At 66.2% G+C, this 25,558-nt stretch carries 24 protein-coding genes; 11 read left to right on the top strand and 13 right to left on the bottom strand.

The window, feature by feature from the left end:
- The first annotated feature begins 47 nt into the window (after positions 1-47).
- From trkA to LX70_RS02375, 6 genes are all read left to right on the top strand, one after another.
- Complete coding sequence (trkA, locus tag LX70_RS02400) at positions 48-1,424, top strand: Trk system potassium transporter TrkA (protein WP_105512927.1); 1,377 nt, start codon at positions 48-50, stop codon at positions 1,422-1,424.
- Positions 1,425-1,427: 3 nt separating this feature from the next.
- Entirely contained in the window at positions 1,428-2,942 is a 1,515-nt protein-coding gene (locus tag LX70_RS02395; RefSeq protein WP_105512926.1) for a TrkH family potassium uptake protein, read from the top strand.
- A 140-nt stretch (positions 2,943-3,082) separates the two neighbouring features.
- A complete protein-coding gene (hfq, locus tag LX70_RS02390) occupies positions 3,083-3,316 on the top strand; it encodes an RNA chaperone Hfq (protein ID WP_105512925.1) in 234 nt (77 codons plus the stop codon).
- On the top strand, positions 3,313-4,596 hold the full coding sequence (gene hflX / locus LX70_RS02385) for a GTPase HflX (RefSeq protein ID WP_105512924.1): 1,284 nt from the start codon (positions 3,313-3,315) through the stop codon (positions 4,594-4,596). The genes hfq and hflX overlap by 4 nt, the downstream gene beginning before the upstream one ends.
- A gap of 674 nt (positions 4,597-5,270) precedes the next feature.
- Positions 5,271-5,828, top strand: coding sequence for a Hint domain-containing protein (locus LX70_RS02380; protein WP_170076095.1), 558 nt, complete (start codon positions 5,271-5,273; stop codon positions 5,826-5,828).
- 244 nt (positions 5,829-6,072) lie between these two features.
- Positions 6,073-6,687, top strand: coding sequence for a Hint domain-containing protein (locus LX70_RS02375; protein ID WP_211301649.1), 615 nt, complete (start codon positions 6,073-6,075; stop codon positions 6,685-6,687).
- Here the strand turns inward: LX70_RS02375 and LX70_RS02370 are convergent, their stop codons facing one another.
- A complete protein-coding gene (locus LX70_RS02370; RefSeq protein WP_105512921.1) occupies positions 6,688-7,284 on the bottom strand; it encodes a nucleotidyltransferase family protein in 597 nt (198 codons plus the stop codon).
- Positions 7,285-7,359: 75 nt separating this feature from the next.
- Positions 7,360-9,783, bottom strand: a complete 2,424-nt coding sequence (locus LX70_RS02365; protein WP_105512920.1) for a GcvT family protein — start codon at positions 9,781-9,783, stop codon at positions 7,360-7,362.
- A 211-nt stretch (positions 9,784-9,994) separates the two neighbouring features.
- Between LX70_RS02365 and LX70_RS02360 the strand changes: the two genes are divergently transcribed.
- Positions 9,995-11,575: an ArnT family glycosyltransferase gene (locus LX70_RS02360; RefSeq protein ID WP_146111530.1), complete on the top strand. Its 1,581-nt coding sequence runs from the start codon at positions 9,995-9,997 to the stop codon at positions 11,573-11,575.
- Here LX70_RS02360 and LX70_RS02355 read toward each other — a convergent pair.
- From LX70_RS02355 to LX70_RS02325, 7 genes are all read right to left on the bottom strand, one after another.
- Entirely contained in the window at positions 11,559-12,881 is a 1,323-nt protein-coding gene (locus LX70_RS02355; protein ID WP_105512918.1) for a branched-chain amino acid ABC transporter permease, read from the bottom strand. The two genes, LX70_RS02360 and LX70_RS02355, sit on opposite strands and share 17 nt — an antisense overlap.
- Positions 12,878-13,888, bottom strand: coding sequence for a branched-chain amino acid ABC transporter permease (locus tag LX70_RS02350; RefSeq protein WP_105512917.1), 1,011 nt, complete (start codon positions 13,886-13,888; stop codon positions 12,878-12,880). The genes LX70_RS02355 and LX70_RS02350 overlap by 4 nt, the downstream gene beginning before the upstream one ends.
- 46 nt (positions 13,889-13,934) lie before the next feature.
- Positions 13,935-14,453, bottom strand: a complete 519-nt coding sequence (locus tag LX70_RS02345; protein WP_105512916.1) for a hypothetical protein — start codon at positions 14,451-14,453, stop codon at positions 13,935-13,937.
- A 1-nt stretch (position 14,454) separates the two neighbouring features.
- Complete coding sequence (locus LX70_RS02340; RefSeq protein ID WP_211301648.1) at positions 14,455-15,282, bottom strand: ABC transporter ATP-binding protein; 828 nt, start codon at positions 15,280-15,282, stop codon at positions 14,455-14,457.
- Entirely contained in the window at positions 15,279-16,079 is an 801-nt protein-coding gene (locus LX70_RS02335; RefSeq protein ID WP_105512915.1) for an ABC transporter ATP-binding protein, read from the bottom strand. Before LX70_RS02335 ends, LX70_RS02340 begins: the two co-directional genes overlap by 4 nt.
- Before the next feature lie 99 nt (positions 16,080-16,178).
- Positions 16,179-17,363 (bottom strand): ABC transporter substrate-binding protein, encoded by a 1,185-nt coding sequence (locus LX70_RS02330; RefSeq protein WP_105512914.1) that lies wholly within the window; start codon positions 17,361-17,363, stop codon positions 16,179-16,181.
- Between the two features lie 98 nt (positions 17,364-17,461).
- Complete coding sequence (locus LX70_RS02325; RefSeq protein ID WP_105512913.1) at positions 17,462-18,487, bottom strand: GlxA family transcriptional regulator; 1,026 nt, start codon at positions 18,485-18,487, stop codon at positions 17,462-17,464.
- Between the two features lie 148 nt (positions 18,488-18,635).
- Here LX70_RS02325 and LX70_RS02320 point away from each other — a divergent pair, with 148 nt between their 5' ends.
- Positions 18,636-20,006: a class II 3-deoxy-7-phosphoheptulonate synthase gene (locus LX70_RS02320; protein WP_105512912.1), complete on the top strand. Its 1,371-nt coding sequence runs from the start codon at positions 18,636-18,638 to the stop codon at positions 20,004-20,006.
- Between the two features lie 157 nt (positions 20,007-20,163).
- On the opposite strand, the gene LX70_RS02315 is transcribed toward LX70_RS02320, so the two are convergent.
- Positions 20,164-20,877 carry a PAS domain-containing protein gene (locus tag LX70_RS02315; protein WP_105512911.1) on the bottom strand — a complete coding sequence of 238 codons (714 nt, stop codon included), beginning with the start codon at positions 20,875-20,877 and terminating at the stop codon, positions 20,164-20,166.
- 155 nt (positions 20,878-21,032) lie between these two features.
- Between LX70_RS02315 and LX70_RS02310 the strand changes: the two genes are divergently transcribed.
- The 3 genes from LX70_RS02310 to LX70_RS02300 are packed head-to-tail and all read left to right on the top strand — an operon-like array spanning position 21,033 to position 23,085.
- Positions 21,033-21,932: a YicC/YloC family endoribonuclease gene (locus tag LX70_RS02310; RefSeq protein WP_245884899.1), complete on the top strand. Its 900-nt coding sequence runs from the start codon at positions 21,033-21,035 to the stop codon at positions 21,930-21,932.
- Between the two features lie 2 nt (positions 21,933-21,934).
- On the top strand, positions 21,935-22,570 hold the full coding sequence (gene gmk, locus LX70_RS02305; protein WP_105513559.1) for a guanylate kinase: 636 nt from the start codon (positions 21,935-21,937) through the stop codon (positions 22,568-22,570).
- A complete protein-coding gene (locus tag LX70_RS02300; protein ID WP_105512909.1) occupies positions 22,567-23,085 on the top strand; it encodes a gamma carbonic anhydrase family protein in 519 nt (172 codons plus the stop codon). Before gmk ends, LX70_RS02300 begins: the two co-directional genes overlap by 4 nt.
- 520 nt (positions 23,086-23,605) lie before the next feature.
- Here LX70_RS02300 and LX70_RS02295 read toward each other — a convergent pair.
- From LX70_RS02295 to ccmI, 3 genes are read right to left on the bottom strand one after another with little or no spacing between them, the layout of a single operon-like run.
- Entirely contained in the window at positions 23,606-23,842 is a 237-nt protein-coding gene (locus LX70_RS02295) for a DUF1289 domain-containing protein (RefSeq protein ID WP_105512908.1), read from the bottom strand.
- The gene (gene ruvX / locus LX70_RS02290; RefSeq protein WP_105512907.1) at positions 23,839-24,315 is read right to left on the bottom strand and encodes a Holliday junction resolvase RuvX; all 477 of its coding nucleotides are present in this window, start codon (positions 24,313-24,315) and stop codon (positions 23,839-23,841) included. Before ruvX ends, LX70_RS02295 begins: the two co-directional genes overlap by 4 nt.
- Positions 24,312-25,544, bottom strand: coding sequence for a c-type cytochrome biogenesis protein CcmI (gene ccmI, locus LX70_RS02285; RefSeq protein WP_105513558.1), 1,233 nt, complete (start codon positions 25,542-25,544; stop codon positions 24,312-24,314). The genes ruvX and ccmI overlap by 4 nt, the downstream gene beginning before the upstream one ends.
- Positions 25,545-25,558: the final 14 nt, after the last annotated feature.

Genomic DNA, 25,558 nt, shown 5'->3' with positions numbered 1-25,558 from the left:
GGCCCTCATGCGTATCAAAGGCGGCATCCTTCGAGGGGAGAGACGGCATGAAGGTCATCATCTGCGGCGCGGGTCAGGTCGGCTGGCAGATCGCGCGTCACCTCGCAGGCGAGCGCAACGACGTCACCGTGGTGGACAAGAACGCCGACCTTGTCCGACGCGCGACCGAAACGCTGGACGTGCAGGGGGTGGCGGGGTTCGCGTCCTACCCCGACATTCTTGACCGGGCAGGCGCGCGGGATGCCGACATGATCATCGCCGCCACCCATTCGGATGAGGTGAACATGGTCACCTGTCAGGTGGCCCATTCGATCTTCGGCATCACCCGCAAGATCGCCCGGCTCAGGGCGCAGTCCTATACGGATGCGATCTATTCCGACCTTTACCGCCGCGATCACCTGCCCATCGACGTGGTCATCAGCCCTGAACGCGAGGTGGCCGAGGCCGCGTTGCAACGTCTGGCCGCGCCCTCGACCTTCGACACCGAAAGCTTCATGAACGGGCGGGTGCAGCTTCTGGGCGTGGCGCTGGATGAGGATTGCCCGGTCCTGAACACGCCGCTGCGACAGTTGACCGACCTCTTTTCCACGCTGCGCGCCCTCGTCGTCGGCATCCGGCGCGAAGGGCGGCTTTTCGCGCCCGATCCGGGCGATCAGCTTTTCGCGGGCGACCAGATCTATGTCTGTTCGCATGTGGAGGACGTGAACCGCACGCTCGACATCTTCGGCAAGGACACGAAAAAGCAGGAACGTATCGTCATCATCGGCGGTGGCAATGTCGGCCTCGCGGTCGCCCGCGCGCTGGAAAAGCGTACCGATCGTATCCGCGCCAAGATCATCGAGAGGGATCGCGCCAACGCGGAAGAGGCCGCCGATGCGCTGGAACGCACCATCGTTCTGAACGGCGACGGCATGGATATCGAGATCCTGAATGAGGCGAATATCGACCGCGCCGACGCGGTTCTGGCCGTCACCGACGACGACAAGACCAATATCCTTGCCGCCGTTCGCGCCAAGCAGGCGGGCTGCGCGATGGCCATCTCGCTTGTCAACGACCCGACGCTGGTGCCGCTGATGGGGGCCTTGGACATCGACGCCTATATCAACCCGCGCGCCACGACCGTGTCCTCGATCCTGCGCCATATCCGCCACGGACGGGTGCGCGCGATCTATTCCATCGGCGATGCCGAGGCCGAGGTGATCGAGGCGCAGGTCCTTGGCACCTCGCCCATCACCGGCCGCCTGATCCGCGATATCGAGTTTCCCGAAGGCGTGCTGATGGGGGCGCTGATGAAGGGCGACAAGGTGGTGAAGCCGACCGGCGACACCAAGGTCGAAGAGGGCGACGTGATCCTTCTCTTCGCCATGACCGGCGACGTGCCGGAGGTGGAGCGCTTGCTCCAGGTCTCCATCGACTTCTTCTGACCGATGACCCGGCTCCTTCAGCTTCCGTTCTTCGTGATCCTGATGGGGGTCGGGTCGCTGGCGATGTATGTGCCTGCGGCCCATGCCTTCGTGGTCCGCAACTATTTCGTCTCGCGCATCTTCTTTTACGGCGGCACGCTGTTCTTTCTGCTGGCCGTCCTCCTGGCGGTCGCGACGGCGGCCAACCGACCCTCGCGCGGGCCGCGCAATCAGCTTCTGGCGCTGGTCGGGGCCTATACGCTGTTGCCGCTTCTCTTCGCGGTCCCGTTCCGCGAGGCGGTGATCGACACGACGCTCTTCAATGCGTGGTGGGAAATGGTGTCCTCCTTCACCACCACCGGGGCCACGCTTTACGTTCCCGAACGCCTGTCGGGCAGCCTGCATCTGTGGCGCGCTCTGGTGGGCTGGATGGGCGGCTTTTTCGTCCTCTTGACGGCGATTTCGGTTCTGGCGCCGATGAACCTTGGCGGGTTTGAGGTCCTGTCGGGCGCGCAGGCCGGGCAGGGCGCGGTGGTGGCGGGGGCGGGCGGACCGGCCAGCGACCCCTCGGGGCGGCTGAAACGCTATTTCGTGACGCTTTTTCCCGCCTATGCCGGGCTGACGCTGATCCTTTGGGTGGCGCTACTGATCGCGGGCGACCGGCCCCTGGTCGCGGCCTGCCACGCGATGTCCACGCTCGCCACCTCGGGCATTTCGCCGACGGGGGGCTTCGGGCAGACCGGATCGGGACTGGCGGGGGAATTTCTGATCTTCCTCTTCCTGATCTTCGCCCTGTCGCGGCGGCTTTATCCCAGCGGCCGCGCCGTCGTCACCGGCCGCGCGCTGATCGAGGACCCGGAACTGCGCATGGCGACGCTTCTGGTCACGCTGGTGCCTGCGCTTCTCTTCCTGCGCCACTGGGTCGGCGCGCTTGAGGTGAATGAGGTCAAGGACACCGTCGCCGCCATCCGCGCGCTGTGGGGGACGGTCTTCACGGTCCTTTCCTTCCTGACCACCACCGGCTTTGAAAGCGCCGACTGGGCCGAGGCGCGCGCCTGGTCGGGGCTGGCGACGCCGGGCCTGATCCTGGCCGGTCTGGCGGTGATCGGCGGCGGGGTTGCGACCACGGCGGGCGGGGTGAAACTCTTGCGGGTCTACGCGCTTTACCGCCATGGCGAGCGCGAGATCGAGCGTCTGGTCCACCCCAATTCCATTGGCGGCGCCGGGGCGCAGGCGCGGCAGTTGCGCCGCCGGGGGGCGCAGATCGCCTGGATCTTCTTCATGCTCTTCGCGCTGTCGATCGCGGTGACGATGCTGGCGCTGTCGCTGACGGGGCTGAATTTCGAAGCCTCGACGATCTTCTCGGTCGCGGCCCTGTCCACCACCGGCCCGCTGGCGGCGGTGACGGCGGCGCAGCCCCTGTCCTGGGCGGAACTGGACACCGCCGCGCGCGCCATCGCGGTGGTGGCGATGGTCCTTGGGCGGCTTGAAACGCTGGCCATCATCGCGCTTCTCAACCCCGAATTCTGGCGCAACTGACCCGGTTGGCGCCGCTCCGCCGGGCGCGCGGTTTTTGGGGTGGAAGTTCCCCAAAACTTCCGCATACTTGGGCCAAGCTTCCGGTGCAGCGCCGAGAAGCGTCCATGAAGCGCGACATAAGAACAAAGGCGACAAAGAGAATGGCTGCCGACAAACAGAATTTGCAGGATGCTTTTCTGAACCACGTCCGCAAGGCGAAGGTTCCCGTGACGATCTTCCTCATCAACGGTGTCAAGCTTCAGGGGGTGATCACCTGGTTTGACAATTTCTGCGTCCTTCTGCGCCGGGATGGGCAGTCGCAGCTTGTCTACAAGCATGCGATCTCGACGATCATGCCGGGCCAGCCGATCTCGCTCTATGAGGGCGAAGACTGACCGAGGCGACTTCCGTCAAGAAAGGCCCGACACGGGCCTATGTCCTGCACCCCGACCGGGGCAGCGGGTCCGCCCGCCATGCGCCCGAGCTTGCGCTGGAGGAAGCGGTGGCGCTGGCCGCCGCCCTGCCGGATCTTGAGGTCGTGGGGGCTGAGGTCGTGCGCCTGCCGAAGATCACGCCCGCGACGCTTTTCGGGTCGGGCAAGGTCGCCGAACTGGCCGCGCGCTTTGAGGCCGCCGGGGTTGACCTTGTACTGGTCGACGGGCCGGTGGGGCCGGTCCAGCAGCGCAATCTGGAAAAGGACTGGGGCGTCAAGCTTCTGGACCGCACGGGGCTGATCCTTGAGATCTTCGCCGACCGGGCGCGAACGCGGGAAGGCGTGTTGCAGGTAGAGCTTGCGGCGCTGTCCTATCAGCGCACCCGGCTGGTGCGGGCCTGGACCCACCTTGAACGCCAGCGCGGTGGCCTTGGCTTTGTCGGCGGCCCCGGCGAGACGCAGATCGAGGCCGACCGCCGCGCCATCGACGAAGAGGTGGTCAAGATCCGCCGCCAGCTTGCCAAGGTCGTCAAGACGCGCGAGTTGCACCGCGCGGCGCGGCGCAAGGTGCCGTTCCCGGTGGTGGCGCTGGTGGGCTATACCAACGCGGGCAAATCGACGCTTTTCAACCGCATGACCGGGGCCGAGGTTCTGGCCAAGGACATGCTTTTCGCCACGCTCGACCCGACCATGCGCGGGGTGGTGCTGCCGTCCGGGCGCAAGGTGATCCTGTCGGACACGGTGGGCTTCATCTCCGACCTGCCGACACAGCTTGTCGCCGCCTTCCGCGCCACGCTGGAAGAGGTGCTTGAGGCCGACCTGATCCTGCATGTCCGCGACATCGCCCACCCGGAGACCGAGGAACAGGCGGCCGATGTGGGCGACATCCTTGAAAGCCTCGGCGTCGATGAGGACGTGCCGATCTTCGAGGTCTGGAACAAGATCGACCTTCTGTCACCCGACACCCGCGCAGCGCTTCTGGTGCAGGACGCGCGGACGCCCGGCATCCATGCGGTGTCTGCCCTGACGGGCGAAGGCATCGGGGCGCTGCTGGCCGCGATGGGGCAGGCGCTGGACGCCGAGCGGGTCGCGGCAGAGGTCTTTGTCCCGTTCAGCGACGGGCGCCGCCGCGCCTGGCTGCATGAGGCGGGCGTGGTGACCGATGAGCGGCCGGAGGAGGATGGCTTTCGCCTCTCGCTTCTCTGGACGGCGCGGCAGAAGGCGGCGTTCGAGGCGCTCTGATCGCGCGATTCGAGGGCGGGGTTGGCGTTCGGATTGGCAACAAAGGCGGCCGTGGTGGGGGATTGATGCCCTTCGCGCATCGGGCCGCCGCCGCCATAGTCCTGCCACAATTTCCGCAGCAGTTCGCGCGGGGATGGGCGGATTGGTGAGCGGGTGGCGCCAATCACCGCCTGATTCCGTCCGGCAAGGCGGATACCGCGCCGATTTCCGAAAGATTGTCGCCGGGTCGGGAACGCCCGTCTTTCCCCTCTTCGACATAATTCCGTCACATTCCCCGCCGTTTCGCTTGGGGTCCGTCCCCCGGCGGCGTTAAGCTTTGCCCACGAACCGGCGGTGACCGTGTGGGGTGGGGACCCTGTCAGCAACCGCCAGACAGGGGACAGGAAGACGCGGGCCCTGGGTCCGCGCGAGGGTAACGCCATGGTGGGGGACACCGCCGGCACGACACTGCCAGACGGGGGCGCGATCAGCCCCCCGCGATCCTGCGGGACCGCGCTTGAGAGATCACCCGACGGCCCTCGGCGGCCCGCGCCCCTTGGCGCAGCCGCCGGACCCGCCGCGGGCAAGGGCGGCGCTTCGCGCGCCAGCATCGGCGGGGGCTGCCGTCCCGATGCGATGCGCGCGGGCGCCGCCCTGACGAATGCCGCCCCCGCGCGGATGGGGGGCATCTCCGCGTGACCTGCTTTACCCCCGGAACGCCGATCGCCACCCCGCGTGGCCCCGTCATGGCCGAGGACCTGCGCCCCGGCGATACCGTCATCACCCGCGACAACGGGTTGCGCCGGATCATCTGGACCGACCGCCGCACCGTCGATTATGCCGCGCTGCAAGCCGCGCCGCACCTGCGCCCGGTCCTTCTGCGCCGGGGCAGCCTTGGCGACGGGCTGCCCGCCACCGACATGATGGTCGCGCCCAACCAGCGCATCCTTGTCGAAAGCGACCGCACCGCGCTTTGTTTCGCCGACCACCTCGCGCTGGTCGCGGCGAAACATCTGGTCAACAACCGCACCGTTCAGAGCGTTCCGATGCTGGGCGTGACCTATATCCATGCGATGTGCGCCGAGCATGAAATGGTGCTGGCGAACGGCTGCTGGTGTGAGCTGTTTCAGCCTGCCGACATCTCCCTCAACGGTCTTGGGAACGCGCAGCGCAATGAGCTGGGGGAGATTTTTCCGGCGCTTTCCCCCAACTACAAGTTGTGCGGTCCGCAACCTACAGGACCCATCCACTAGTGGTTTGGTGATTCTCTCAGGCATGGGGGATGGGAAGGCGGTGGGGCAAAAAAGTCGTGAATTCGGGGTAAAGTTCCGAAAAATCTGTGCTGTCGCCATATCACTGTGACTTTCCGGTCACCGGCTGCCTTCATGCATCCCTAATCGCGCCAGAATTCCTTTCTATAAGACCCGCCGTGCTGCCATAAAAATGGCACTGTTGGTGGAGTTTGTGATGTGTTCCGGGTGCGACGGTTCGGTGGGGATGACCATTCGTAGGAAAACAAATACCGGCAAGGCGCCTTACACGCCTTGTTTTGTCGCGGGCTGCCGTATCGCGACCGATCGCGGTGCCGTCGCGGTCGAGGATCTGCGCGTCGGCGACCGCGTGTTGACCCGCGATCACGGCTATCGCCCGATCCGCTGGATCGGCGCGCGCGAATTCACCGAAGAGACCCTGACCGACTTTCCCGAACTGCGCCCCGTGACCATCGCCGCCGGTGCACTGGACGGGCTGCTGCCCTCGGCCGACCTGACCGTCAGCCCGCAGCACCGGATGCTGATCCGCGCCCCCGAAGGCGGCGGGGAGGTGCTGGTCCCTGCGATTTCGCTGACGGCGCGTGACGGGATTGCCGTCGCAGGCCAAGGCGGCGTGATCTATTACCACCTGATGTTCGACGCGCATGAGGTGATCTGTTCCGAAGGCGCGTGGAGCGAAAGCTTCCTGCCCGATGCCGATGCGCTGGCCGGTGTCCACTCGGCCCAGCTGCGTGAGATCCTGACGATCTTCCCGGAACTTGCGCGCCCGGCGGGGCTTGTCTCTTACGGCGGACCGGCGCGGCACTGTGCCGATATGGCGGGGCTGAGCGCGGCGGCCTGATCAGGCCCCGCCCCCTCGCCAGTTCTCCCAATCCTCCGGCGAGTCCAGATCGCATATCGCGCGCTGGCCAGGGCGCATGACCACGCGCACCTCTTCCCCTTGCAAAAGCGCGCGCCCGCCGACATCGCCGGTCAGGACAGCGATTTCGGGGTAAAGGCGGCGCGGGAAGATGACCGGGTGGCCGGGTGTCCCGTCCTCGGCTGCCGCGCGGACGGGCCGCGTGGGGTCGGTGTCGAAGGCCGCGAGAAGGGTGGTCAGGTCCTCGGTCCCGATGCCCGGCATGTCGGGCAGCATCACCATCAGCCCCGGCACGGACTGCGCCCAGGCGACGCCCGCGCGCAGCGAGGCCGCCATCCCTTCATGCGCGTCGGCCACCGTGATCGCCTGCACGTCAAGGCCCTGAAGGCCCGCGCGCCGGGCGGTGGCGTGGGGGCCGCCCTCGGGCAGCGTCACCACGACCCGCGCGCCGGTTGCGCGCGCGATCCGGGCGGCCCGGCGCAGCGCCGGTTCGCCGCCCACATCCTGCATCAGCTTGTCCGCCCCCCGCATCCGGGACGATGCCCCGGCGGCGGGGATGAGGATCAGCACCTCTTCCATATCACGGGTCTTTCTGCCTGACGGGTCTGCCCCGCCAGTATCCTCCGCCCCCCGCTTTCCGGCAAGGGGCCGGGATCAGCCCCGCATCCGCGCCCCGTCGGCGTCCCAAAGCGGGCCGTCGATCCGCGTCGCCTTGCGCCGTTCGCCAAGGATCTCGATCTCCACATCGCGGGTGTCGGCCAGGTCGGCGGGCAGGAAGCCCATGGCGATGGACTTGCCGGTCCAGTGCGAATACCCGCCCGAGGTGCAGAAGCCCACGACCTTGTCACCGATCCAGATCGGCTCATAGGCGACCACATCGGCGTCCGTCGCATCGACGACGAAGGCGCAGCTGACGCGCGCCGGGCCTTCGGCCTTTTCCTTCATCGCGGGCGCCTTGCCGATCCAGTCGGCCGCCTTGTTCCAGCGGATGAAGCGGTCGATGCCGGTTTCGCCGGGGAAGTAGTCGGGGCTGAATTCCCGCGCCCAGGACCCGAAGAGCTTGTCCAGACGCAGCGACATCATCGCCCGCATCCCGAAGGGTTTCAGGCCGAACTCCTGCCCGGCGGGCCAGAGCGCGTTCCAGAGCGCGCGCTGCTTCATGAAGTCGCAATAGATCTCATACCCAAGATCGCCGGTGTAACTGACGCGCTGGACGAGACAATCGACCATCCCGACCGTGATCTGTTTCGCATCCATGAACTTGAACGCCTCAGCGGAAACGTCTGCGCGGGTGACGCTGGCCAGAAGGTCGCGGGCGCGGGGGCCTGCGATCTGAAAGCCGGTGATCCGGTCAGAGAGGTTTTCGACGGTCACGCCATCGTCAAGGTTGGCCTCGAACCAGCGCAGGTGCTGATCCTGCGCGCCGTAGCTGCCGGTGATGCGGAATTCCGTCTCGCTGAGGCAGGTGACGGTGAAATCGCCGATGATCTTGCCCTTAGGGCTAAGCATCGGGGTCAGCGACAGCCGCCCCGGCTTCGGGATCGCGCCCGCCATGATCCGGTCGAGCCAGGCGCGTGCATTCGGCCCCGTCACGCGGAACTTGCCGAAGTTCTGCACCTCGTTGATGCCGACCGCCTCGCGCACCGCGCGGACCTCACGCGCCGTCGCCTCCCATGCGTTCGAGCGTTTGAAGGAGGGCGTTTCATAGCGCGACTCGCCCGGCAGGGCGAAGTAGTTCGCGACCTCAAGTCCGTATTGTTGGCCCCAGACCGCGCCCATGCCGTCGAAGATGTCGTACATCGGCGTGGTGCGGAAGGGGCGGGCGGCGGGGCGTTCCTCGTTCGGGTAGCTGACCGAGAACCGCATCTGGTAGTTCTCGATCACCTTCGGGACGGTGTAGCCGGGGCTGGTCCACTTGCCGAAGCGCGCGACGTCAAAGCCGCGCGGGTCGACCTCTGTCTCGCCATGGATCATCCATTCCGCCAGCGACTTGCCCATGCCGCCGCCCTGGCTGAACCCGGCCATGACCGCGCAGGCCGACCAGTAGTTGCGCAGGCCCGGCACCGGACCCATCAGCGGGTTGCCGTCGGGGGCAAAGGTGAAGGGGCCGTGGATCACGCTTTTCACGCCCGCCTTTTGCAGCGCGGGGAAGCGGGCATAGGCGAAGGTGACGCTGTCCTCGATCTTGTCCAGCTCATCGGGCAGCAGTTCGTGGCCGAAAGTCCAGGGCGTGCCATCGACGGCCCAAGGCTCACACGGTTTTTCGTAAAAGCCGATGCAGAAGCCACGGCCCTCCTGGCGCAGATAGCTTTCGCCGCCGGGGTCCATGACATGCGGGAATTCCTTGCCGGATTTCAGGATCTCAACGATCTCCGGCACGTCATCGGTGACAAGGTACTGGTGCGCCATCGGCAGAAGCGGCAGGTAGACGCCCGCCATCGCGCCCACCTCGCGCGCCCAGAGACCGCCGGCGTTGACGATATGTTCGGCGTGGACGGTCCCCTGTTCGGTCACCACATCCCATGTGCCGTCGGGGCGGGGGTTGGTTTCCAGCACGCGGTTGTGTTCGACGATCTCCGCGCCGCCCATCCTGGCCGCCTTGGCATAGGCCTGCGTGGTGCCGGACGGGTCGAGATGGCCGTCCAGCGGATCGTAAAGCGCGCCGATGATGCCGTCGAGGTTGACCTGACCATAGGTGAAATCGCGGATCTCATCGGGGCCAAGCACCTCGGTATGCAGGCCCATGTAGCGGTGCTTGGCGCGTTCGGCCTTCAGCATCTCGAACCGGGCCTGATTGTCGGCCAGCGTGATGCCGCCGACGTGGTGCAACCCGCAATTCATGCCGGTGATCGCCTCAAGCTCCTTGTAAAGCCCGATCGTGTAGCCCTGAAGCGCGGCCATGTTGGTGTCGCCGTTCAGCGTGTGGAACCCGCCCGCCGCGTGCCAGGTGGAGCCGGAGGTAAGGACCGAGCGTTCGATCAGCATCACGTCTTTCCAGCCGTATTTCGTCAGGTGGTAGAGGACGGAGCATCCGACGACGCCGCCCCCGATGACGACGACCTGTGCATGCGATTTCATAAGTGACCTCCGGCTGCGCCTTGTTCGGGCATCTGTTTCGCGCCGATGTTTACAAAGGCTGCGGGTGGGTGAGCATCGGTTTTCGACAGATGATGTCGCTTTTGGGCGGTGACCCAGCGCAATTGTCGTGAAATGCGCCGCGCCGCGCGGGCCGGGGGCGGTGCGAAACGTGGACCCGGCCAAGCCGATCGGGTAGCACGGGTCCAACCCCGTGACGGTTCCCTGGGAGGACGGTTCGATTCGTATCGCATTGCCCCTGACGCTTGTCGTCTTCGCACTTCTCGTGTTGCTTCACATCGTTTCCGTTCCGCTGCTGCCGATTGACGAGACGCGCTATCTCGACGTCGCGTGGGAGATGCACCTGACCGGCGATCTGGCGCATCTGACGCGGAACTTCGACCTTTACACCCACAAGCCGCCGCTTCTTTTCTGGCTTATCAACCTTGTCTGGCTGGGGACGGGGGTGAACGAATTTGCCGCCCGGCTGGTGGCGCCCGCCTTCGCGCTGGTCGCGGTGGGGGTGACGGGGGCGCTGGCGCGGATGTTCTGGCCCATCGACCGGGGTGTCGGCGGGCGCGCGGCGCTGGCGATGGCGGGATTTTCGGTCTTTGCCATCTATGGCAGCGCGACGATGTTCGACAGCATGCTGACGGTCGCGGTGCTGGGGGGCATCTGGGCGCTGTGGCGGATCGGGCTGGGCGCCGACCGGATGATCGACTGGGCGCTGTTCGGGCTGTTCCTGGCGCTTGGGACCTATGCCAAGGGGCCGGTGATCCTTGTCCACCTGGCTGTTCCGTTCCTGACGCTGCGCTTCTGGGCGCCGAACCCGCCCAGCGTGGGGGCGATGGCGAAAGGCGGGCTTTTGTCGCTGGTGGTCGGGTTGGTGCTGGTCGCCGTCTGGCTGGTGCCTGCCGTCATCGGCGGGACACCCGCCTATCGGGAGGAGCTTCTCTGGACCCAGTCCGCCGCGCGGGTCGCTGGCGGGATGGCGCATGACCGGCCCATCTGGTTCCTGGCGGCGCTGCTGCCGGTGCTGCTCTTCCCCTGGGGCTGGTCGCTTGCCGTCTGGCCCGCGCTGGTGGCCGCAGTGCGTGACAGCCGGCCCGCAAGGCTTTGCCTGATCTGGGCGCTGTCGGGGCTGGTGTTGTTCTCGCTCATCTCCGGCAAGCAGGCGCATTACCTTTTGCCGGAATACCCCGCCATGGCGCTGCTTTTCGCCCGCTCCTTCGGGATGGAGCGGTTGCAGATCCACGCCCGCCAATACGCGCCCGCCGCGCTGATCGTGCTGGGCCTTGCCCTGATCGGTTATGCGGTGGGCCTGATCCCGGCCAGCGGCGATGCGGGCCTTCTGGTGCCACGGATCGCGGTCTTCGGCGTGGCGCTTCTGGCCTTCGTGCTGGCGGCGATCAGCTGGATCACGCCCGGCATGGGCGGTTTCGCGGTGGCCGGTATCGGGCTTGTCGTGGCGCTACACGCGCTGATCGCGGCGACGGGGTTGCGCGGTGGCTATGACGGCCGCGCCATCGCCGCGCGGCTGTCGGCGGCAGAGGCCGGCGGGCTGGCGGTCACCGGCATGCCCTATAACGCCGAATTCAACTTTGCCGCGCGGTTGACGGCGCCGGTTGCCACGCCCGCCGATGCGGCGGCGCTGACGGACTGGGCCAGCGCCCATCCCGACGGGTTGATCTTTGGCCCGGTCAAGGCGCTGGACATCGCCCCGGCGGAAACAGAGCGTTACAACCGCATCGAGTACGGCTTCTGGCCCGCCTCGGCCCTTACTTCTCGGGAATAAGGCCCCGTGGGCTGAACCGCAGCACCAGAAGCAGCACCAGCCCCATCGTCAGCAGGCGCATATGCGCGGCGCTGTCCAGAAGGTGCCGTTTCAGCGCGCCGTCGGCCATGCCGTAGGTCACAAGCTGCATCAGCTGGTTGCCCCAGGGTTCGACCTTGATCCACAGGAACCAGATCAGGAACCCGCCCAGGATCGCGCCCCAGTTGTTGCCCGATCCGCCGACGATCACCATGACCCAGACAAGGAAGGTGAAGCGCAGCGGGTTGTAGGTGCCGGGTGTCAGCTGGCTGTCGAGCGTCACGATCATCGCACCCGCAAGGCCGCAGATGGCGGACCCGATGATGAAGATCTGAAGGTGGCGGCGGGTGACGTTCTTGCCCATCGCCTCTGCCGCCGTCTCATTGTCGCGGATGGCGCGCATCATCCGGCCCCAGGGGGAGTTCAGCGCCAGCTGCGCCGCCCACATGATGATCGCCAGCACCGCGACGAAAAGAAGCGCGTAAAGCAGCTTTACCACCACGGTCGAGGCGGTGACGGGATCGGAGCCGAAGCGCTCCGCGAACTCGACGAACCCCGCGCTTTGTTGCAGGTCGACCTCATAGGGGACCGGGCGCGGGATGCCGATCACGTTCTTCACGCCGCGCGCCAGCCAGTCCTCGTTCTTCATCACCGCGATGATGATTTCGGCAATCCCCAGCGTCGCGATGGCGAGGTAGTCGGAGCGCAGGCCAAGCGCGGTCTTGCCGATGATCCAGGCGGCGCCTGCGGCGAAGAGCCCGCCCACCGGCCAGGCGAGCAGGACCGGCAGGCCCAGCCCGCCGATATTGGAATGGGTCGCGGGCTGATAGCCTTCGACAAGGGTCACCGCCGGGTCGAAGATGGCGCGGAAGAGGAAGAACCCCGCGATCAAGAGCGCAAGCATGGCCAGCGCCCTGGCCTTGCCGCGCATCCGCTTGTTGAGGAAAATCGCCGCGCCGATCACCGCCGCCCCGAAGGCCAGCGCGAAAAGGATGCGGAACGCGCCCCCCGCGGTCCACACAGCCGCCACCGGCGGGGTGGCGATCAGGACCGGCGCCAGCCCGCCAAGCGCCACGAAGCCCACCACACCGACGTTGAAAAGCCCCGCATAGCCCCATTGCATGTTCACGCCAAGCGCGAGGATGGCAGAGATCAGCCCCATGTTCAGGATGCCGAGCGCGGTGTTCCAACTGCCGCCGAAAAGACCGCCCATCGTCGTCGTGCCTTCCAGCACGATCAAAAGCCCGACAAAGCCGAAAAGAAGGATGTTGCGCAGCTGATTGCTCATACCGATTTCCCCTGGAAGAGGCCTGTGGGCTTGAACAGAAGGACGATGATCAGGATCGCGAAGGAGACCGCGAACTTGTAATCGGTGGACATCAGCTGCAACAGGCTGTCCGGGGCCAGGCTGTCGGGCAGGACATAGGTCGCGACCTTCTTCCACGCATAGGTGAAGCCGACTTCGGAAAAGGCCACAAGGAAGCCGCCCGCGATGGCGCCAAGCGGGCTGCCAAGGCCACCGACGATGGCGGAGGCGAAGATCGGCAGCAGAAGCTGAAAGTAGTTGAAGGCCTTGAACGCCTTGTCCAACCCGTAAAGCGTGCCCGCGATGGTGGCGAGGCCCGCCGCGATGATCCATGTCACGGCGACGACCCGTTCGGGGTTGATGCCCGACAGAAGCGCCAGATCCTCATTATCCGAAAAGGCCCGCATCGACTTGCCCGTGCGGGTGCGGTTCAGGAACCAGAACAGCGCCGCCACGACGATGATCGCGGTGACGATGGTGATGGCCTGGGTGGACCGGAAGGCCAGCCCTTCGGCCAGGCCCGTCATCTTCTTGAACTCGCCCGCCGTGATGACGAACCGCTCACCATCCTCGAACCGGATCTCTTCCACCCCGATGATGAAACGGGTGACGCCGTTCATGATGAACATCACGCCCATGGAGACGATGACAAGGATCACCGGCGCCGCCTTCTGTCGTCGGTAGAAGCGATAGACGGCGCGGTCGGTGAACAGGACCAGCGCGGCGGTCACCGCGATCCCGAAGGGCAGGGCGAGAAGGGCGGTCGGCAGGGGGCCAAGGTGGACGCCCATGCCCTGCAACCACCATGTGAAGAGGATCACCATCGCGGTCCCGAAGGCCATCGTGTCGCCATGCGCGAAGTTGGAAAAGCGCAGGATGCCGTAGATCAGCGTGACGCCAAGCGCGCCAAGGGCCAGCTGCGCCCCGTAGGAGGCCGCCGGGATCACGACGAAGTTCAGAAGCGTGACGAGCGCGTTGAGAAGGTCCATCAGATCTGAAACTCCGCTTCTGGGTCGGGACGGGATTGCGGGCGGGTCAGTCGAGCCATTGGCAGCTTCCCTTGTAATCGAGCTGAATTCCCAGGCCGCCGGTGACGTAAAGCCGCGCACCGTCCGGTTCGAACGTGTCGGAGAAAACGTCGGGCTTCCCGACCTTGCTGGTCCGGCCGCCGAGCGAGACCATCATGCCCTCATCCCCCATGGCGCCCATCTGCATGGCTGCATCGTCAAGAACCCGGATCGGCCCGGCGATTCGATCCCGATCGAAGGGCAGGGCGGAAAGCCGGCCGTCTTCGATGGTTTCGCCCAGCGGAATCTCATCAGAGGCAAAGACGACCAGATCGCCGACGGAAGACCCCTCGGCAAAGCCCGACCCGGCCCAGGGGCTGCCCTCGGGCGCCCGGTAGATCACGGTGACCAGATCGACCCGCCGGGGAATGTCCCGCGCCTGCCCGAGGATCACCTGACGCCAGGTGCAGATCTCAAGCTCCTGCGCCGGGGCAGGCGCCGCGGCCAGCAGGGCGAGAAGGACCGCCGAAGGAAAAAACCCACTCATCTCACCCCCCCAGGAAGGTGCGGCGGACCTCGGGGTCGGCCAAGAGCGCTTCCCCGGTATCCGTGTATTTGTTGGCGCCCTGGACGAGGACATAGCCCTTGTCGGCGATCTCAAGCGCCTGCCTTGCGTTCTGTTCGACCATCAGGATGGAGATGCCGGTGCGGGCCACCTCGATGATGCGGTCGAAAAGCTCATCCATGACGATGGGGGAGACGCCGGCGGTGGGTTCGTCCAGCATCAGAAGCTTTGGCTGGGTCATCAGCGCGCGGCCCACCGCGACCTGCTGGCGCTGGCCGCCCGACAGCTCGCCCGCGGGCTGGCGGCGCTTTTCCTTCAGGATCGGGAACAGGTCATAGACCTGCTCCATGGTCTTGCCGAAATCGTCGCGCCGGATGAAGGCGCCCATTTCAAGGTTTTCCTCGACCGACATGGACGGGAAGACGTTGTTGACCTGCGGGACAAAGCCCATGCCCTTGCCGACGCGGTCCTGCGGGGTCAGCGCGGAAATATCTTCGCCATCCAGCTTCACATGGCCGCCGCGCAGGTTCAGCATGCCGAAGACGGCCTTCATCGCGGTCGATTTGCCCGCGCCGTTCGGGCCGACGATGACGGCGATCTCACCCTTTTCCACGGTCAGCGTGCAGTCATGCAGGATGTCGGCCGCGCCATAGCCGCCGGTCATGTTCTCGGCCGCAAGGAAGGGGCCACCGCTGGCGGCCGAGGTCGGGCCGCTCTGGCGGGTCGCGTCGATCTCTCCGCCGCCCTCCTTGGTGATGGAGCGGTCCTTGTTGCCGCGGTCGTCCTGATAGGGGTTCGAAGACCTGCTCATGCGTTTGCCCCCGCTTCGGCCTCGGCCTTGACCTTGTTCTTCAGGCCGGTGCCAAGGTAGGCCTCGATGACGGCCTCGTTCTGCATGATGCTGGCGGCAGAGCCTTCGGCCAGCACCTTGCCCTCGGCCATGACGATCACCGGGTCGCAGAGGCGACCGATGAAATCCATGTCATGCTCGATCACGCAGAAGGTATAGCCGCGTTCCTTGTTCAGCCGCACGATGGCGTCGCCGATGGTGTTCAGAAGGGTGCGGTTCACGCCCGCGCCGACCTCATCCAGAAAGACGATCTTGGCATCGACCATCATCGTGCGGCCAAGCTCAAGCAGCTTTTTCTGGCCACCCGACAGGTTGCCCGCCTTTTCATCGGCAAGATGGGAAATCGTCAGGAAATCAAGGACATCGTCGGCCTTTTTCGCCAGCGCGCGGTCTTCCTCGCGGATGCGGCGGCGGTTGAACCAGGTGTTCCACAGCGTTTCGCCCACCTGACCGCCGGGAACCATCATCAGGTTTTCCCGCACCGTCATCGACGAAAATTCATGCGCGATCTGGAAGGTGCGCAAGAGACCCTTGTGGAAAAGCGCGTGCGGCGGCAGGCCGGTGATATCCTCGCCATCCATCACGACCTTGCCGGAGGTCGGCTGATAGACCCCGGCGATGACGTTGAAGAGGGTGGATTTCCCGGCGCCGTTCGGTCCGATCAACCCGGTGATGGAGCCTTTGGCGATTTCGATCGAAGCCCCGTCGACGGCACGGAATCCGCCAAAGTGCTTGTGCAGACCATGCACAGAGATCATGTATCCCCCAACCCTGTCAGCTGCCGCGGCTTTGCCGTCTGGCGTGTTCTTCTTGAAAGGCAGCCCGGCATAATCCGGGCTGCCTTCTGTTTCAAGGGGTCAGCGGAAGCCGACCGTGGTGATCTTGCCGTCCTTGAATTCGTATTCGCGGTAGTTGCCCGCGGATTCGCCCGGCCCGATCAGTTCCACCGCCGTCGCGCCGACATAGTCGATGTCGGTGCCTGCGGCGATCAGTTCCAGACCCTTGGCAAGCTCACCCGGATAGATCGGCTCGCCCGGCGCGTTGGCGACGTCCATGACCTTGTCCTTGAAATCGGCCGAGGAGGAGGACTTCGCCGCCTGCATCGCCAGCATGATCAGCGCTGCCGCGTCGTAGCTTTCCCCGGTGAAGGAGGAGGTGCCTTCAAAGCCCGCCGCCGTCGCCATCTCGACAAAGGTCGCGGCGCCGGGGCTGTCGGTGCCCGGCACGTCGCCGAAGGAGCCGTCAAGCGAGGTGCCGAACTTCTCTTCCAGAACGGTGCCGTACATCCCGTCCGGCAGCACGAAGGTGGAGAAGGCGCCAGTGTCGAGCGCGGCCTGGATGACGCCAGAACCGCCCTGGTCGACATAGCCCGCGACGACCAGCGCGTCGCCGCCCGCCGATGCGAGCGATCCGACCTCGGCCGAATAGTCGGCCTTGCCGTCCTCATGCGCGGTCGAGATCGTGACCTTGCCACCGGCGGCCTCGAAGTTGCGCTGGATCGATTCCGCAAGCCCCTTGCCATAGTCGTTGTTGGTGTAGGAAATCGCGACCGATCCGATGCCACGGTCCTTCAGGATCGCGGCGACCACCTCGCCCTGGCGCGCATCCGACGGCGCGGTGCGGAAGAAGAGGCCGTTATCCTCGGCGGTCGAAAGACCGGGCGAGGTCGCGGAGGGCGAGATCATCACGACGCCGTTCGGCACCGCGACGTTGGCGAGGATCGCGCCGGTCACGCCGGAACAGTCGGCGCCCATGATCGCGTTCACCTTGTCGGTCGTCACCAGACGTTCGGCCGCGGCGGTCGCGGCGGCGGCGTCGACACAGGTGGAATCCCCGCGCACCGGGGTCACGGTCGAACCGTCCAGCAGCTTGCCGGAGTCCGAGACCTCTTTCATCGCCATTTCCGCGCCCGCGGCCATGTGGGGCGTGATCGATTCCAGCGGGCCGGTGAAGCCCAGGATCACGCCGATCTTGATGTCCTCGGCCTGTGCGGCGGCCGCAGAAATCGCCGCCACAGCCGTGGCGCAAAGCAGTTTCTTCATTTGTAGTCTCCCATGTCGGATCAAATCCTGACGCCAAGCCTAGAGCGGGCAAGGGAAAATGAAAAGTGCGATGAATATTTACGCAACGGCAGGGCGGGTCAGAACGACAGGCGCGGCGTGGCGATGGCGTGCGCCCCCTGGCTGCCGCGTTCGCGGTAGGGCGTGGTCTGGTAATGCGCGCGGTAGCATTTGGAGAAATGCGAGGGGCTGGCAAAGCCGCAGGCGAGTGCCACGTTGATGACGCTCATATCCGTCTGCATCAGCAGGTTCCGCGCCTTTTGCAACCGCAACTCCATGTAATAGCGTTTCGGGCTGCGGCTGAGATAGCGGCGGAAAAGCCGTTCCAACTGGCGCGTGGACATGCCGACATGGGTGGCCAGTTCGGCCGGGCTGATCGGGTCCTCGATGTTGGATTCCATCATCTGGATGACCTGGCTCAGCTTCGGGTGGCGCACCCCGATCCGGGTCGGGATCGACAGGCGCTGAATGTCCTGATCGGTGCGAATCGAGGAATAGATCAGCTGGTCGGCGACGGTATTGGCGACCTCTTCGCCATGGTCCTGCGCGATGATCTTCAGCATCAGGTCGATGGAGGCGGTGCCGCCTGCCGTGGACATGCGGTTGCCGTCGAGGACAAAGACCGACTTGGTCAGTTTTACATCCTCGAATTCCTCGATGAAGCTGTCCTGATTCTCCCAGTGGATCGTCGCGCGCTTGCCGTCGAGAAGCCCGGCCTTGGCCAGCGTATAGGAAGCGGTGCAAAGCCCGCCGACCGCCACACCCCGCCGCGCCTCGCGCCGCAGCCAGTTCAGGATCGCCTTCGTCGTCGCCTGCTGCACGTCGATCCCGCCGCAGACAAGGATCGTGTCCTCGCGCTCGATCTCCTCAAGCCCGATGTCGAGACGAAAGGCCGCACCGTTGGAACAGGTGGCTTCCTGCCCGTTCTCCCCCGCCAGAAGCCAGATATAGGCCCTGCGCCCGAGAATCCGGTTGGCGATCCGCAAAGGCTCGATCGCGCCGGCGAAGGACAGCATGGTGAAACGGTCGAGAAGCAGGAAGACGAAGCGGCGCTGCGGCTGGCCGTTCTGGGTATCCTGACGTTTGCGTGCGGGCGGGATGGACATTATGCGACCTTGACCTGTCGTTTTGCGCACAGAACCACTATTGCTGAACCTCGGCAAGTGGTCTCGGGCGGGTGGCGCAGGAATTGCAAGCCCCCCCCGCCTTGGCTATAAGCCGTCCGTTGACGCTAACGCCTTCAGGAGAAGAACGATGACCAGGGCATGGACCAAATCGGATTGGAGACACAAGCCGAGGGTGCAGATGCCGGTCTATACCGACCCGGCCGCGCTGGCCGAGGTCGAGGCGAAGCTGTCGCGGATGCCACCCCTGGTCTTCGCCGGCGAGGCGCGCAAGCTGCGCCGCCAGCTTGGCGACGTGGCCGAGGGCCGCGCCTTCCTGCTTCAGGGTGGCGATTGCGCGGAAAGCTTTGCCGAATTTTCGGCCGACAACATCCGCGACACGTTCAAGGTGCTGTTGCAGATGGCCATCGTGCTGACCTGGGGCGCCAAGCTGCCGGTGGTCAAGATCGGCCGCATGGCGGGACAGTTCGCCAAGCCGCGGTCCGCGCCGACGGAAACGGCGGGCGGGGTGGAACTGCCCTCCTACCGGGGCGACATCATCAATGGCTTCGATTTCACCGCCGAATCGCGCGAACCCGACGCGGCGCGGATGTTGCAGGCCTATACGCAGGCGGCCGCCTCGCTGAACCTGCTGCGCGCCTTTTCCACCGGCGGTTTCGCCGACATGCACCGGGTGCAAAGCTGGATCTCCGGCTTCACCGAGGAAGACGAGGCGCAGAAATACCGTGAGGTCGCGGGCCGGATTCAGGACGCGATGGACTTCATGGGCGCCGCCGGCGTCACCTCGCAGAACGTGCATCAGATGGGCGCGGTCGATTTCTACACCAGCCATGAGGCGCTGCTTCTGGAATATGAAGAGGCGCTCTGCCGGATCGATTCCACCTCGGGCCAACCCATCGCGGGGTCGGGCCACATGATCTGGATCGGCGACCGCACCCGTCAGCCCGACGGCGCGCATGTCGAATTCTGCCGTGGCGTGATGAACCCGATCGGCCTGAAATGCGGCCCCTCGCTGAGCGCCGACGACCTGAAGGTTCTGGTCCGCAAGCTGAACCCCGACAATGAGGCCGGGCGGCTGACCCTGATCGCACGCTTCGGCGCGGGCAAGGTCGGCGATCACCTGCCGCGCCTGATCCGCGCGGTCGAGGAAGAGGGTGCCAAGGTCGTCTGGACCTGCGACCCGATGCACGGCAACACGATCAAGTCGGCCTCGGGCTACAAGACCCGTCCGTTCGAGTCTGTGCTGCGCGAGGTGCGGGAGTTCTTTGCGGTCCACAAGGCCGAAGGCACGATCCCCGGCGGCGTCCATTTCGAGATGACCGGCAAGGACGTGACCGAATGCACCGGCGGCGTGCGCGCCGTGACGGATGAGGATCTGTCGGACCGCTACCACACCGCCTGCGACCCGCGCCTGAACGCCTCGCAATCTCTGGAACTGGCCTTCCTTGTCGCCGAGGAATTGCAGGACCGTCGCGAAATGCAAAAAGCGGCGGGCATGTAGCCCGCCGCGCACTATGGCATTTCGGGTTTGCACTGACCCAGAATTCGAACTTATTTCGTTCGAATTCTGATACTTGCTTTCTCAACGCAAACCCGAAACGCTTTGGTACGCACTTTCTGGCAAAGGCGGGGGGACGGTCGTCCGCCCGCCTTTCGCGTCATTCGGGTGCGGAGGTGACAAGGCGCAGATAGGGCCGTTCGGCGCGGTTGCCGTGCGGCCGGGCCGGGCTATAGGGCGCGGGACTGTCGGCGAACCCGGCGGTGACCGGCGCCGTAACCCGGGAGGGGGCCGTGAACGAGGGGGGCGCCGGGTGGAGATCGGCGGCGTCGCGCGTGGACCTGACCAGCGCGGTGGTGATCTGGAACCGGCGCGGGGTGCGCCCGACGGGGCCGCTTGCGACCAGACAGCCAAGCGCGCGGCTGACATCGCCCAGATCGCTTTTCATCGGCAGCAGAAGCAGCTTCGCCTCGATATGCGGGCGCCCCTGGGATACCTCCCCCTCAAGGCTCAGCTCCGCCGTTTCCGGCCCTTCGAAGACGCGCGCCAGCACCTCTTCGACCTCGGCCCGCGCGGAGGGCGCGAAGAAGGCGGTGATCGGCATCCCGCGCACTTCCATCCCCATCAGGTCGCACAGATGCACACCGGCAAGGCGAAAGCGCGCGATACGGGGCGCGATGCGTTCAAGGACGAAGGTATGTTCCAGCGCGGTTTCGATGCCGCGCGGGTCGATCTCGGAGCGGTAGGGGACATCGCGCCCGGCGCGCAGCGCCTCCCAATAGGCACGGACGACGGAGATGCTTTGAAACCGCAGGCAAGATCGCGTCTGCGCAAAGGGGACGACCGTGTCCCGTCCGTAATCATCCTGAAACATGGCTACCCCGCCTCTTCGCCGGTATGTCCCGGATATGGTCGCGTTGTGGCGACAGTCAGGTTTTGTTAACCCTACGGTCCGAGAGTTACCGAAAAGTAAATGACGCGACCTTGATACACCCGTTCGGTGTGCCAACAGAAAGGCAAAATTGTTAAATGGTTAAGCATGGCATCCGCTCCATGACCGGCTTCGCGGCGCGGCGGGGGGCGGCGGAAGGATATGACTGGCTTTGGGATATCCGGTCGGTGAACGGCAAGGGCCTTGACCTGCGGCTGCGCTTGCCGGACGGGGTCGAGGGGCTTGAACAGGCCGCGCGGGCGCGGGTTTCGGCGGGCCTGGGGCGCGGCAACGTGACGCTGTCGCTGAAGCTCGACCGCGCGGCGGGCGAGGCGGCGGCGCGGGTGAACCCCGCCGCTCTCGACGCGGCGCTGGCGGCGCTGGCCGAGGTGCGCGCACGGGCCGGGGCCGCGGGGATCGCGCTGGCCGATCCGACGGCGGCCGACCTGCTGGCGCTGAAAGGCGTGACCGAGGTCGCGGCGGCGGGCGGTGACCCGGCGGCGTTGCTTGCCGCGCTTCTGGCGGGGCTGGATGATGCTTTGGCCGACCTCATCGCGATGCGCGCCGCCGAAGGCGCCGCCATCGCCGCCGTGATCGCGGGCCAGATCGACCGCATCGCCGCGCTGGTGGGCGAGGCGGCGCTTGCCGCCGAGGCACGCCGGGCCGACAGCGCCCGGACCCTGACCGAAAACCTCGCCCGCGTCATGGCGGGCGCGCAGGCCGACCCCGACCGGGTGGCGCAGGAACTGGCGCTGATGGTGGTCAAGGCCGACGTGACCGAGGAACTGGACCGCCTGACCGCCCATATCGCCGCCGCCCGCGCGCTTCTGGCGGAAAAGGGCGCGGTGGGCCGCAAGTTCGACTTCCTCATGCAGGAATTCATGCGCGAGGCGAACACGCTCTGTTCGAAATCCGGCAATGTGGCGCTGACCCGGATCGGGCTTGACCTCAAGACCGTGATCGACCAGATGCGCGAACAGGTTCAGAACGTGGAATGATCATGAAACGCAGGGGCTTGCTCATCATCCTGTCGTCGCCCTCCGGGGCGGGAAAGTCGACGCTGGCGAAACGGCTGATGGCCTGGGACCCGACCTTGCGCTTTTCCGTCTCCGCCACCACCCGCGCGCCCCGTCCGGGCGAGGAGGACGGGCGGGAATACTATTTCCGCAGCCGCGCGGCGTTCGAGAAGATGGTGGCGGAAGGCGAGATGCTGGAACATGCCGAGGTCTTCGGCAATTTCTATGGCTCCCCCAAGGGGCCGGTTCAGGCCGCGATGGAAGAGGGGCGCGATACGCTTTTCGACATCGACTGGCAGGGCGGGCAGCAGATCCGCAACTCGGTCCTTGGCAAGGATGTGGTGTCGATCTTCGTCCTGCCGCCCTCGATCGCCGAACTGGAACGCCGGTTGAGGTCACGCGCGCAGGACAGCGATGAGGTGATCGCGGGCCGGATGGCCAAGTCCGAGGCCGAGATCAGCCATTGGGCGGAATACGACTATGTCCTGGTCAACGACGATCTGGACCGGGCCGAGGCGGATCTGAAGACGATCCTGACCGCCGAACGCATGCGCCGCGACCGTCAGCCGGACCTCTCCGGCTTCGTGCGCGGCCTGAACAGGGAGTTTGATGCGCGATGATCTATACGCTGGACGGGGTCGCCCCCACCATCGGCCGCGATGTCTGGATCGCGCCGGGGGCGCATGTGATGGGCAAGGTCGTGCTTGAGGATGAGGCGGGCATCTGGTTCGGCGTCACGCTGCGTGGCGACAATGAGGTGATCCATATCGGGCGCGGGACGAACGTTCAGGAGAATGTCGTCTGCCACACCGACATGGGCTTTCCCCTGACCGTGGGGGCGGATTGCACCATCGGCCACAAGGCGATGCTGCATGGCTGCACCATCGGCAACGGCACGCTGATCGGCATGGGGGCGACGATCCTGAACGGCGCGGTGATCGGCGAGGGCTGCCTGATCGGGGCAGGGGCGCTGGTGACCGAAGGCAAGGTGATCCCCGACGGATCGCTTGTCATGGGGGCGCCGGGGAAGGTCGTGCGCGAGCTGGATGACGCGGCGCGGGCAAAGCTTTTGGCCTCGGCGGAGGGGTATCGGGCGAACGCGCGGCGGTTCATGGCGGGGCTGCGGGCGGTGTGAGGGCTTGAGGGTGCGCCGTCCCGGACTTGCTCCGGGACCTCCGCTTGTGGCCGTAGAGGTCCCGGATCGGGTCCGGGACGGGGCATGAGTGGACTTTCGGCTCGCCTGCGGTTTGGCCCCCCTTTTGCGATCCCTACATCCTGCGAAGTCGGGTGTGTCACCCTGTGCGGGGCCTTGAGACGACACCCGCCCCGGACTTGCTCCGGGACCTCCGCCTGTGGCCGTAGAGGTCCCGGATCGGGTCCGGGACGGGGCGTGAGTGGACTTGCCGCCCGCCAGCGCTCTGGTCCCCTTTGTGATCCCCTACATCCTGCGACGTCGGGTGTGTCACCCTGTGCGGGGCCTTGAGACGCCCCCCGTCCCGGACTTGCTCCGGGACCTTTGCTTGTGACTGCCGGGGTCCCGGATCGCGTCCGGGGCGTTGGCGCATGAAAGGCTCCGGCCCCTTGCCCCGCCACGGACCGCGTTCCGCCTGCATGGCGCGTCCCGGCTCTCCCGTTCCGCGGCCCGCCGGTCCGGCTTACCCCTCGCGCCTCTCCCGCCCCGCGCGTCCACCGCGTCTTTGCCGCAGCCTTGGCGCGCGTTCGGGCAGTTCCGCCATCACCGCGCGGCGTTCCTCCGCGCTCATCCGGCCCCAGCCGGCGATCTCCTCGACCGAACGCAGGCAGCCGACGCAGATCCGTTCAACCGGATGGACCACGCAGACCTTCACGCAGGGGCTTTCGATCTCGTCGCGTTTCCAGATCCGGTCGTTCATGACTGCCGCCTCAGATGCCCGATCCTGTCGAGCGCACCTTGAAGGATATACCCGGCCGCGACATGATCAATCACCTCGGAGCGACGTTTGCGCGACGTATCCGCCTCAAGAAGCGCGCGTTCGGCGGCGACGGTGGACAGGCGTTCGTCCCAGAAGCCGATCGGCAGGTCGCTCAGCCGTTCCAGATTGCGGGCAAAGGCGCGGGTCGACTGGCAGCGCGGGCCTTCGCTGCCGTCCATGTTCATCGGGAGACCCAGGATCAGGCCGCCGATCTCGCGCTTGGCGCAGATCGCCAGCAACGCCGCGGCGTCGAGCGTGAATTTCTTCCGCCGGATCGTCTCAAGGGGTGTCGCCACCGACAGCCGCCGGTCGGAAACCGCGACGCCGATGGTCTTTTCGCCAAGGTCCAGCCCCGCCACGGCCCGGTCGCGGGGCAGGGCGGCGGCGAAGCCCTCGATCGTGTCGCAGATCATCCGCCGACACCGGCCTGTTCGGCCGCCGACCGCAGCGCCGACAGCGCATCTTCCTGCCCGGCAAAGGCCACCTGCGCCTTGTCCCAGGCCTCTTTCGCCTTCTCGGTATCGCCCAGCACGCCCAGCGAACTGATCAGCCGCGCCCATTCCTCGACGCTGCCGCCGTCGCTGTAAAGCCGTTCGGACAGTTGCCCGACCATGCCCCGGATCATCTCCATCCGGTCCTCGGTCGACATATCCGCCGCCGCCGCGACATCGTCCGCCGAGGGGCCTTTCAACGCGCCCGCCATCGGCGCGCCGGGGGGCGGCGGGGGCATGTAGCGCACCCCGGCGGCCGAGGCGAGCATCCCGATCTGGTCGCGGATCGGCGCGATCCAGGGCGCATGTTCCGGCCCTTCTTCAAGCAGCGCGCGCCAGAAGTCGAAGGCAAGGTCGGGCCGCCCGGTCTGCGCCCACATCAGCCCGACAAAGAACCGCGCGGTGCCGTTCTTCGGATCGCGCGCCAGCGCCTCGCCCGCCGCTGCCTCGGCCTCAGGCGAGACATAGCCACCGGCAGCCAGGATGGAGAGATCGGCCAGCGTGGCATAATCGGTCGCCGTCGCATCCGCCCCGGCGATCTCGATCACCTTCTTCTGCGCGGCGATCGCGGCAGAGAAGTTGCCCAGCTTCGCCTCGTTGCGCGCCAGAAGCTGCTGCCCCGTCAGGTCGTTCGGATTGGCCGCGACGGCGGTGCGCAGGCGGTCCATCAGCTCGGCATATTTCGCGTCTGGCGGTGTCACGGCGGGCAGGTCGGCCTTCGCCTCGGCCTCGGCCTGCGAGGGGCGGTCGGCGCGCAGCACCTTCGCCCGCTCGATCCGGTCGGCGATCGGCAGGTCGGGATAGCCCGGCGCGCCGACGTCGCGGTAAAGCCAGAAGGACCCGCCCAGAAGCGCCAGCACCGCGAAGACCGGCACGAAAAGCGGCCCGCGCACGGCCCCGGCGCCGCGATCCTTCAGCACCCGGTCGGCGTCGAGGATACGGCGCGAAATCTCGATCCGGCTGCGCTCCGCCTCGGCGGCGCTGATCGTGCCGCGTTCCGCGTCACGCTCCACCTCGGCCAACTGGTCGCGGTAAAGGCCAAGGTCTGCCTCGGCGGCGGACCGCAACCCCGCGCCGCGCCGCATCACCGCGCGCAAGAGAAGCGCGGCAAGGACCAGTGTCAGCAGGGCGGCGGTCATCCAGAACGTCATCGTCTCTCCCATGC

It is taken from the genome of Albidovulum denitrificans, from assembly GCF_002973535.1.
GTDB lineage: Bacteria > Pseudomonadota > Alphaproteobacteria > Rhodobacterales > Rhodobacteraceae > Albidovulum > Albidovulum denitrificans.
Note: the sequence above shows the minus strand (reverse complement) of the source record. Positions and strands in the feature narration are given on the sequence as shown.

Coding starts and splice junctions, on each gene's coding strand:
- LX70_RS02325 (WP_105512913.1), bottom strand. CDS start 18,487: ATGTCCATCCCGCCCGCACGCAAACGTCAGGATACCCAGAACGGCCAG.
- LX70_RS02330 (WP_105512914.1), bottom strand. CDS start 17,363: ATGAAGAAACTGCTTTGCGCCACGGCTGTGGCGGCGATTTCTGCGGCC.
- ccmI (WP_105513558.1), bottom strand. CDS start 25,544: ATGACGTTCTGGATGACCGCCGCCCTGCTGACACTGGTCCTTGCCGCG.
- LX70_RS02310 (WP_245884899.1), top strand. CDS start 21,033: ATGGTTAAGCATGGCATCCGCTCCATGACCGGCTTCGCGGCGCGGCGG.
- LX70_RS02345 (WP_105512916.1), bottom strand. CDS start 14,453: ATGAGTGGGTTTTTTCCTTCGGCGGTCCTTCTCGCCCTGCTGGCCGCG.
- ruvX (WP_105512907.1), bottom strand. CDS start 24,315: ATGATCTGCGACACGATCGAGGGCTTCGCCGCCGCCCTGCCCCGCGAC.
- LX70_RS02340 (WP_211301648.1), bottom strand. CDS start 15,282: ATGAGCAGGTCTTCGAACCCCTATCAGGACGACCGCGGCAACAAGGAC.
- LX70_RS02375 (WP_211301649.1), top strand. CDS start 6,073: ATGACCATTCGTAGGAAAACAAATACCGGCAAGGCGCCTTACACGCCT.
- LX70_RS02370 (WP_105512921.1), bottom strand. CDS start 7,284: ATGGAAGAGGTGCTGATCCTCATCCCCGCCGCCGGGGCATCGTCCCGG.
- LX70_RS02355 (WP_105512918.1), bottom strand. CDS start 12,881: ATGAGCAATCAGCTGCGCAACATCCTTCTTTTCGGCTTTGTCGGGCTT.
- LX70_RS02320 (WP_105512912.1), top strand. CDS start 18,636: ATGACCAGGGCATGGACCAAATCGGATTGGAGACACAAGCCGAGGGTG.
- LX70_RS02335 (WP_105512915.1), bottom strand. CDS start 16,079: ATGATCTCTGTGCATGGTCTGCACAAGCACTTTGGCGGATTCCGTGCC.
- gmk (WP_105513559.1), top strand. CDS start 21,935: ATGAAACGCAGGGGCTTGCTCATCATCCTGTCGTCGCCCTCCGGGGCG.
- LX70_RS02295 (WP_105512908.1), bottom strand. CDS start 23,842: ATGAACGACCGGATCTGGAAACGCGACGAGATCGAAAGCCCCTGCGTG.
- LX70_RS02350 (WP_105512917.1), bottom strand. CDS start 13,888: ATGGACCTTCTCAACGCGCTCGTCACGCTTCTGAACTTCGTCGTGATC.
- LX70_RS02300 (WP_105512909.1), top strand. CDS start 22,567: ATGATCTATACGCTGGACGGGGTCGCCCCCACCATCGGCCGCGATGTC.
- LX70_RS02315 (WP_105512911.1), bottom strand. CDS start 20,877: ATGTTTCAGGATGATTACGGACGGGACACGGTCGTCCCCTTTGCGCAG.
- trkA (WP_105512927.1), top strand. CDS start 48: ATGAAGGTCATCATCTGCGGCGCGGGTCAGGTCGGCTGGCAGATCGCG.
- LX70_RS02365 (WP_105512920.1), bottom strand. CDS start 9,783: ATGAAATCGCATGCACAGGTCGTCGTCATCGGGGGCGGCGTCGTCGGA.
- hfq (WP_105512925.1), top strand. CDS start 3,083: ATGGCTGCCGACAAACAGAATTTGCAGGATGCTTTTCTGAACCACGTC.
- LX70_RS02395 (WP_105512926.1), top strand. CDS start 1,428: ATGACCCGGCTCCTTCAGCTTCCGTTCTTCGTGATCCTGATGGGGGTC.